7 protein-coding genes are annotated in these 6,914 nt (G+C 66.0%); 3 read left to right on the top strand and 4 right to left on the bottom strand.

Translation table 11 applies throughout. The features are described from left to right. Positions 1-282: 282 nt before the first annotated feature. Both AC1DFE_RS23580 and AC1DFE_RS23575 read right to left on the bottom strand, forming a co-directional pair. Positions 283-1,032, bottom strand: a complete 750-nt coding sequence (locus AC1DFE_RS23580) for an ABC transporter permease (protein WP_476908257.1) — start codon at positions 1,030-1,032, stop codon at positions 283-285. A gap of 36 nt (positions 1,033-1,068) precedes the next feature. Next, positions 1,069-1,494 (bottom strand): PaaI family thioesterase, encoded by a 426-nt coding sequence (locus AC1DFE_RS23575; RefSeq protein ID WP_476908256.1) that lies wholly within the window; start codon positions 1,492-1,494, stop codon positions 1,069-1,071. Positions 1,495-1,631: 137 nt separating this feature from the next. Between AC1DFE_RS23575 and paaZ the strand changes: the two genes are divergently transcribed. Together paaZ and AC1DFE_RS23565 are read left to right on the top strand one after the other, a co-directional pair. Next, positions 1,632-3,743, top strand: coding sequence for a phenylacetic acid degradation bifunctional protein PaaZ (gene paaZ / locus AC1DFE_RS23570; RefSeq protein ID WP_476908255.1), 2,112 nt, complete (start codon positions 1,632-1,634; stop codon positions 3,741-3,743). Positions 3,744-3,902: 159 nt separating this feature from the next. Beyond that, positions 3,903-4,310, top strand: a complete 408-nt coding sequence (locus AC1DFE_RS23565; protein WP_476908254.1) for a VOC family protein — start codon at positions 3,903-3,905, stop codon at positions 4,308-4,310. Positions 4,311-4,397: 87 nt separating this feature from the next. On the opposite strand, the gene AC1DFE_RS23560 is transcribed toward AC1DFE_RS23565, so the two are convergent. Continuing rightward, positions 4,398-5,219, bottom strand: coding sequence for a DUF427 domain-containing protein (locus AC1DFE_RS23560; protein ID WP_476908253.1), 822 nt, complete (start codon positions 5,217-5,219; stop codon positions 4,398-4,400). A gap of 80 nt (positions 5,220-5,299) precedes the next feature. Further along, positions 5,300-5,917: a TetR/AcrR family transcriptional regulator gene (locus AC1DFE_RS23555; protein WP_476908252.1), complete on the bottom strand. Its 618-nt coding sequence runs from the start codon at positions 5,915-5,917 to the stop codon at positions 5,300-5,302. Positions 5,918-6,189: 272 nt separating this feature from the next. On the opposite strand from AC1DFE_RS23555, the gene AC1DFE_RS23550 reads away from it, so the two are divergent. Then, positions 6,190-6,914 (top strand): multicopper oxidase domain-containing protein (locus tag AC1DFE_RS23550; protein WP_476908251.1); only part of this gene is annotated, 725 nt, incomplete at its 3' end.

Below are 6,914 nucleotides of genomic sequence, written 5' to 3'. Positions count from 1 at the left end.
CCATGGCGAATCCGGGGACGTCCCGGAGTTGGTGTCGCTTCCCACGGCACTCACGTAGTAGTGGGTGGACGGCGTCGAAGGGCCCGTCGTGGAGACGCAGCCCACCAGCAGGACCATCAGGAGGGCAACAGCCAGCGCGGCGGCGGCCCTGGTGGAACGTGTGCGCATGGTTGCACCTGCCGGGAGGCGGACAATGAGGGCCCGGCCCGTCAGCGCCGCTGCGTCTGGCCCGGAGCGGCCAGAGTATAAAGCGCCCGGTGCAATGTCAACGGCATGGGGCGGTTACACGTGCGGCGCGGGCCGCACGTGGACCGGGGCCAGCATGCTGATGAGCAGGATGGCGGTGACCGATCCGGCGGCCATGATCGAGGCCAGCACCACGATCTGGAACCGGCCTGCCTCCAGCGGTGAAAGTCCTCCGAAGATCGCCCCCACAAAGGCCCCCGGCAGCGTGACCAGGCCCGTCGTCTTGGTCTGGTCCACCGTCGGAATAAGTGCGGAGTACACCGCGCCGCGTGCCATTTCGCGGGTCGCCTGCCGCGGAGTGGCGCCCAGGGCGAGCCAGCCCTCCACCTGGTCCCAGCGGTCGATCACGGCCTCGTTGAACCTCCGGCCGGCGAGGCCGGCAATTGCCATGGAATTGCCGACGACGATCCCGCCGATCGCCAGCGCGTAGCGGGAGGTGAACTCGATCGCGCCGGTCCCGAACACAATGACCAGCGACGCGAGGATGCCGGCGGCCATCGACCCGGCCACGACGGCAAGGCGGCGCCAGGACCAGGCGAGGCGGCGGGCGGCGGTAACGGCGGCGACGGTGAACATGACACCCAGGGCCACGGCCACCCATTCGGCACTCGAGATGACGGCGCCGAGGATCAGGCTGACGGCGGCGAGCTGGGCCGCTCCGCGGAGGATGGCGAAGGCCGGAGCGAACGCATGCGGAACCCGGGAACCTTTGAGGACGGCAGCCGTCAGCGCCATCAGGAGGCCCACCGCAATCAGGGTGGGGGTCAGGCTGCCAAGCTCGGTCACGTGATCAGCCTAGCCGGGGCGGCTGTGCCGGCGGTGTCAGGCCCTGGGGGCGAGCAGCAGGTTGGTGATCCGCAGGGTGCAGAGCCGCTGCCCTGCCTCGTTGGTGATCAGCACTTCATGCGTGGTCAGGGTGCCGCCGAGGTGGATGGGGGTTGCCGTGATGGTGATGAGGCCGCTCCGGGCAGACCGGTGGTGCGTGGCGGAGACGTCCACCCCGACCGCGGTTTTGCCCAGCGTGCTGGCGTGGATCACCGCCGCCCACGATCCCACGGCTTCGCCCACGGCCAGCGAGGCCCCGCCATGCAGCAGGCCGAACGACTGCCGGTTTCCCTCCACTGGCATGGTGGCCACGACGCGCTCGACGGACTCCTCAACGATTTTCACGCCCATCTTCTCATCGAGCTCGCCGAGGGTGATCTTCCACAGGTCCGTTAGTTCTGCGTCGCGGGCGTCGGGCTTCATGGCTCTCCTTGGGTCGTGTGCTGGTGCCACTAGTGTGCAGCGGGGGACATTCATGTACTGTAGACATATTACCGAACGGACGGTCAGTAATGTTCTGGCCGGATCAGATTTGTCCCCCTTGGAAGGACCCGTCAACGATGACCACCACCGCCACTGCCCCTGAGGCCACCCTGGACACCGTGGAAACCGTCCCCAGTTTCGTGCAGGACTCCTGGTGGACGCCCGACGCCGGTTCGGCGGCTTCCGCTGTCCCCGTCCGGGACGCCAGCACGGGCGAGATCCTGGCCAAGGTGAGCACCGACGGACTGGACTTGGCCGCCGTCGTGGATTACGGCCGCACCACCGGCCAAACGGAACTCGGCAAGCTGACCTTCCATCAGCGTGCCCTCAAGCTCAAGGAGCTCGCGCAGTACCTGAACGCCCGCCGCGAGCATTTCTACGCGTTCTCTGCCCAGACCGGCGCCACCAAGATCGACTCGATGATCGACATCGACGGCGGCATCGGCGTGCTGTTCACGTTCGGATCCAAGGGCCGGCGCGAGCTGCCCAACGCCCAAGTGGTGGTGGACGGGCCTATGGAGGTGCTGTCCAAGGACGGATCGTTTGCCGGTGAGCACATCTACACCCGCATCCCCGGCGTCGCCGTACAGATCAACGCCTTCAACTTCCCGGTCTGGGGCATGCTGGAAAAGCTGGCCCCCGCGTTCATTGCCGGTGTCCCCACCATCGTCAAGCCCGCCACCCCCACGGGATATGTCGCGGCGGCCGTGGTCAAGGCCATCATCGAATCCAACATCCTGCCCAAGGGCTCGCTGCAGCTGATTTCGGGCTCGGTCCGCGGGCTGCTGGACGTGCTGGACTACCGCGACCTCGTGGCGTTCACCGGCTCGGCATCCACCGCGCAGTCCCTGAAATCGCACCCAAACGTGGTGCTGGGCGGTGTGCGGTTCACGTCCGAGACCGACTCCCTCAATGCCGCAATCCTGGGACCGGACGCCGTCGAAGGCACGCCTGAGTTCGACGCCTTCATCAAGTCCGTAGTCACCGAAATAACCGTCAAGGCTGGCCAAAAGTGCACCGCGATCCGCCGTGCCATCGTGCCGCAGGACCTCGTGCCCGCCGTCGTTTCCGCCATCGGCGCCCGGGTGGAGCAGCGCGTGGTGCTCGGCGATCCGCGCGCCGAGGGCGTCACCATGGGTGCGCTCGCCTCCCTTGAGCAGCTCGCCGACGTCCGGGCAGCGGTGCAGTCCATGCTTGACGCCGGCGGTGAGCTGGCGTACGGAACGCTCGATTCGCCGTCGGTCACCAGCGCGAACGGCGCCACCGGCGTCGTCGAGGGCGGCGCCTTCATGTCTCCCGTGGTGCTCAGCTGGGCTGACGCGGAGGCGGAGCCGGTCCACTCGCTGGAGGCGTTCGGCCCGGTCTCGTCCGTGATCGGGTACAAGGACATTCCCGACGCCGTCCGGCTCGCCGCCCGCGGCGGCGGCTCCCTGGTTGCCTCGGTCTGCACCAACGACCCGTCGGTGGCGCGGGAACTGGTCACGGGGATCGCAGCCCACCACGGCCGCGTGCTCATGCTGAACCGCGAGGACGCGCGTTCGTCAACAGGTCACGGTTCGCCGGTGCCGCACCTGGTCCACGGCGGACCCGGACGTGCCGGCGGCGGCGAGGAACTGGGCGGCATCCGCTCGGTCATGCACCACATGCAGCGCACCGCCATCCAGGGCTCGCCCAACATGCTCACCGCCGTGACCGGAATCTGGCACACCGGTGCCGACCGCAACTTCACCGTGGAGACCGAGGGCACGCACCCCTTCCGGAAGTCGCTGGAGACCCTGCGCATCGGCGACGCCCTCCGCTCGGACCTGCGGCAGGTGGCGCTCGAGGATATTTCCGCGTTCGCCAACTCGACCGGGGACACCTTTTATGCCCACACCAACCAGGAGGCCGCGGAGGCCAACCCGTTCTTCCCGGGCATCGTGGCGCACGGCTACCTGCTGCTGAGCTGGGCTGCGGGACTCTTCGTGGAACCCGCCCCGGGGCCCGTCCTGGCCAACTACGGGCTGGAGAACCTGCGCTTCATCACCCCTGTGGCTGCGGGCGACTCCATCCGCGTGACCCTGACCGCCAAGAAGATCACCCCCCGCGAGACCGACGAGTACGGCGAAGTGTCCTGGGACGCCGTCCTGACCAACCAGAACGACGACATCGTGGCCACCTACGACGTCCTCACCCTCGTGGAGAAGTAACCCGATCCTCTCTCACACCCTGCAGGGTTTTTCCGGACGCTCTCTCAGGTCCTGCAGGGTTTTTCCGGACGCTCTCTCACTGGTGACAGGCGGGGCGGAATTTTCCCTGATCTTTCGGGGTTTGGCGGGCGTAAAATGACCCCCGTAGGAGGTGGCGAAATGACCCTAGCACTAAGAACAGCCACAACCATCCTGCCTGTCGATGATCCGGACCGCGCCCGCGGATTTTACGCGGAAACGTTGGGCCTCCCACACCGTGGCAAGGCTGAAGATGGAAGCGATTTATTCGGCAACGCTGACGGCCCGATGCTGCAGTTGATGCCGGTAACGGACGGAAAGCACTCCGATCACACCACATTGAGTTTTGAGGTCACTGACATTGAACGGACCGTCCAGGACATGGAGTCCAAGGGCGTTCGGTTCCAGGACTATGACCTCCCCGATCTGAAGACCGATCATCATATCTGTTCAACAGACGCAGAGAAATGCGCCTGGTTCATGGATACCGAAAACAACATCCTCTGCGTTCACGAGAGGCTGGGAACCCAGGCTGAGTACCAGCTCTGATCCGCCACACCGTCGCAGGTCCCCAAACCCTACCTCACACCTCGTGAGCGAGGGTTTGGTTTTAACCGGCGGACGGTGAGGGAGGGTTTAGGACCAGGGGGTGACCGGGTGGTCCTGCGGCTCGCCGTCCACGAACACGTCGGCGCGCTCGTTGAAGAAGCAGACTAGCCCGTGGATCTGGCGTGCATCGATGAACCGTGAATCGTAGGCCCACGCGATGTTCTTGCCCCGGGCCGACTCGGGGTGGCTCCAGTACCTGGCCTCGCCCTTGTAGGGGCAGACCGTCCGGTGCGGGCTGGCGTCCAGCAGGTCCAGCCGGACGTCCTCGGGCGGGAGGTAATAGCGCACGGGAAGCAGGGTTTCGTAGAGCAGATGGGCCCCGACAGTGTCGGCGAGCAACACGCCGTCGAGCTTTACCTCGATGTGCCGCAGCGTGGCGCGGATGTCCACGCGGTGGAACGGGTCCCGCGGGTGGCCGATGATTTCCTCGTGGTCCTCGAGCCAGTGGAACGCGGCGAAATCCAGCACGACGTACCCCTCCAGGTCCGGATCCGAGGGCCGGAAGGCCGCCCGCGGAACGCTGAACGCGGAGGCCACCACGTCGAGCTCCTCACCCGCGGCCGTGTGCCGCCTGAACCCTGTCCGCGGGTCCAGCGCGGGCGGGGCATCTGCCGAGAGCCGGACGGGATACTCGTCCGGGCCGCCGCCTCCCTCTGCTGCGGGCGGCTCGAGCCGCGCCAGCAGATCCTTCTCGGGAACGGCATACACCGGGGTGACGCGGTTCGGTTCCCAGAGCAGCAGCGCCTCCTGGGTGTCGACGACGGGACTTCCGTCAATGCCCGCACGGATCCTTTTGGCGGTGGGCTGGTACCGGAGATCAGGAAATACGCCGAACAGAAGATCCGACATTTTGGTGGCCATGCATTCAGGGTGGGCATCGGGGCGTCCGGCGTCAACGATTATTTCGTCAACGCCTAATTATTAGCCTGTCAGGGCTTGGCGTGCAGGCCGTCGAACGCCATGGTGATGACGTCGTCGGCCAGCTTTTCCGGCGAGAGCGAACCGCCCGGCTTGTACCACTCAACGATCGAGTTGATGGTTCCGAAGAGGAGACGGGTCACGGTGCGGGGGTCGATATCCTGGCGTAGCGATCCCTCGTCGCGGGCAGCGGAGATCAGCCCCGCCACCTTGTGGTCGAAGGCGCGCCGGCGTTCCATGGCGTTGCGCTCGATGTCCGTGTTGCCCCGGAGCCGCAGGAGCAACGTGACGAAGGGCAGCCGCTCCGCCAGCACGGCGATGGTCTGGCGCAGCACGAACTCCAGGCGTGCGTCGGCCGCCCCGGCGGTGGCGCCGGGCTGGTCCAGAATCGCCTCCAGGCCGCCGAGCGCATGGTCCAAGGCGAGCTTCAGCAGGTCGCCCTTGGACGGCACATGATGGTAGATCGCCGACTTGGAGATGCCCAGATTTTCGGCGAGGATGCCCATGGACGTGGCATCGTAGCCGTGGCGGTTGAAGACGTCGACGGCGATCAGCAGCACTGATTGCTGGTCGTATCCGGGCCGGCCGCGCTTGGTGGGGGCCGCTGTGTTGGCTGCTGTACTGGGCATACGGGTTATTTTCTCATGAACGTTCGGTAATCCCGGCAGGCTGAAGGCGAAATGCAGGTCGACCGCCAATTCGGAGGGTCTGCAGGTCCGGCCATCAGTTTTTTCCCAAGGTCCAGATCCCACAGTTTTCTTTCGTCAGGGGAAGCAGTGCGGCAAGCTGACCGCGGGACAAGGAGGTCCCATGGTCAGCGTTCGGTCTCATAACCACATATTGGGTTTGACGACCGGGGCAATGGCATTGGCATGTGCCCCACGCCAAGGAGGCACTGAGGATGTCTGAAGAATCTGCAACGAAAAACGGGCTGGAGCGCCGTGCGCTGCTGCGTCTGGGTGCGGCCGGAGGAGCGGGAGCGGCCCTCGCGGCCGCACAAACCTGGGCCAGTCCGCTGCTTGCCCAGCGGGGACTGCTCTCGGCTGACGGCGCATTCGCCGCCACGTCAACGGCCCTGGGTGACGGGCTGTTTTATATTGAAAAATTCCCCACGAGCCCGCTGATCATTTCGCCTTTCAGCGACTTGCTGCCGATTCCGAAGGCGCTGGCCCCGGTGCCCAAAGCGGTGTTCAGTGCCTGGCGGAATCCCCCGGGCCCGGGCCCGGGCCAGCAGAACTCGCTGGGCAATGAGCAGCACCAGATCTGGCCGAACAAGATCGGCTCGCCCGATCCCCTGGTGTACAAGATCGACATCCAGCTGCGGCAGCACGCGTTCACCACCTCGCAGGTGCTGCCGATCGACTCAGACGGCCGCCCGACGATCTCCTTCGACGCGGACCGCAAGACGTACCCGGCCGGCACCAAGCGGTACCTGCCCAAGAGCACGATCTACGGCTTCAACGGGACCTTCCCCGGGCCGATGATCAATGCCGAGTACGGCAAGCCGGCGCTGGTCCGGTTCGAGAACCACCTGGACGAGAACCCGATGAACCTGGACCGCCAGGACTTCGGCTCGCCGGACTGGTCGTTCCTGACCCACCTCCACAACGGCCACACCGCACCGGA

The organism is Arthrobacter sp. 05T423, assembly GCF_056396245.1.
Note: the sequence above shows the minus strand (reverse complement) of the source record. Positions and strands in the feature narration are given on the sequence as shown.